Origin of the sequence: Mangrovactinospora gilvigrisea (assembly GCF_001879105.1) — a bacterium.
GTDB classification, from domain to species: domain Bacteria; phylum Actinomycetota; class Actinomycetes; order Streptomycetales; family Streptomycetaceae; genus Mangrovactinospora; species Mangrovactinospora gilvigrisea.
The window spans coordinates 1-1,673 of the sequence record NZ_MLCF01000174.1 but is presented as its reverse complement, the minus strand read 5'-3'; the positions used below and the strand labels follow the sequence as shown (position 1 = coordinate 1,673).

Genomic DNA, 1,673 nt, shown 5'->3' with positions numbered 1-1,673 from the left:
GGGCCCGCACCGCGGTGCGCCGCTGCCCCAATCTGGCGCTGCGTCTGGAGCGATCCTGAGCGCCGTGATCGGCCGACTCCCGGGTCAATGCCCCGCATGAACGGCAGAAGCCCGGGCCATTGTCCGCATGGCCCGGGATTCGGGGGAGCCGCCTGTCGGGTTCGAACCGACGACCTACGCTTTACAAGAGCGTTGCTCTACCAGCTGAGCTAAGGCGGCAGGGGATGCGTCCGGGCAAGTGCCCGCGAGCGCGTCCACTGTACACAACACGGAGGCCGCGGCGGCCGGGTGGCGCCGTCAGGCGCCGGCGCCCGGGGCGGTGGAGCCCGGGGTCGGGCGGGGCGAGGCGGCGATGCTCCCCGGATGCGCCCACTCCTGCGCGAACTCGCTCCGGTAGCCCGAGATCTGGCTGTCCGTCGCCCCCCGGGCCACCGCCGAGACCTCCGCCTGGACCCGGTGCGTGGTGGCGTTCGCCGACGCCGGGATGGTGTACGAGGCGACGCAGCTCACCTGCGTCGACGAGTTCGGCGGCATCGTCCGCGGGATGCTGCAGGTGCGCACCGTCCGCCCGTCCAGCGTGACCCGCACCGTCACCATCGCCGACACCTGGCCGGCGCCCTTGCCGCGGTGGTCGGCGTTCTTCACCGTCGCCGACGCCGTGCAGCCGTTCGTGGTGCACGGCTCCAGCGCGACCTTCCCCGGTATGGAGAACGAGACGTCGGTGTCGACCGAGCCGCCGAGCGTGCCGACCCCCGCCAGATAGCCGTTGCGGAAGCCGGCCGCGGCCGACGGCGACGTCTCGGAGACCCGCAGCTCCAGCCCCGCCGGCAGCGCCGAGGCCACCGGCGTCACATCGTCGGCCTGGCGCGCCGCGACCGGTGCGGCCGAGGAGCTGTCCGACGGCGCCGGCGTCGACGGCGCGGTCGCACCCGGCGCGCTCGGCTTCGGCGACGCCGAGGAGGTGCCGCCGCCCGTGCTGATCCGCACCAGCCGGTGCGGCGCCGACGCTGTCACGTCGAACATCCCGTCCGGCGTGGCGATGCGGCGCACCGGCACCCCGTCCACCGTCGCCGCCACCGCGGGACGCACCCGCCGCGCCGCCGCGTCCTGCCGCATCGCCGCCGCGACCGAGCCCGGCGCCAGGCTCCGCACCAGCTGCGTCTGCCCCGAGAGCAGGAACGGTGCCTTCACCCAGTGGTCGCTGTAGGCCGTCAGCTTGGTGCCCGTCTGCAGGCCTTCGTCCTCCCAGAAGCCGCGGTCGCCCTTGACGAAGACCTTGCCCGGCTCCGGCGCCAGCAGCCCCAGGGTGCGCGGATGCGCCTGCGCGTTCGCCGCGCCGGCCTCCGTCATGCGGCCCGAGGAGAGCCCGGACGGTGTCGAGGTGAGGTCCAAGTGCCCCGGGCCGTCCTCGGTGTTGGAGAAGGTGCCGGAGTAGGCGGTGGCCCGGACGGTCGCCAGCCGGTCGGCCGCCGCCTTGAGGTCGGACGCCGCCGAGTCGAGTGCCGCCGCCTCGCCCCCCGCGCCGCCCCCGCGCGACCCGGAGCGACCGCCGTCCGGCAGCACGCCGCCCAGCGGCCCCCATATCGCGGCGGCGCCCACCGCGCAGGCGGCGGCGAGGCCGATCCCGACACCGGTGATCACACGTCGGCGGCGGGGACGGGGTGCGGCGGGGG

At 75.6% G+C, this 1,673-nt stretch carries 1 tRNA gene and 1 pseudogene; both read right to left on the bottom strand.

Features of this window, described 5'->3' with window-relative positions:
- Positions 1-146 precede the first annotated feature (146 nt).
- A tRNA-Thr gene (locus tag BIV57_RS22855) sits at positions 147-219 on the bottom strand.
- 78 nt (positions 220-297) lie between these two features.
- Positions 298-1,673: pseudogene (locus BIV57_RS22850) on the bottom strand (hypothetical protein); the annotation flags it as partial.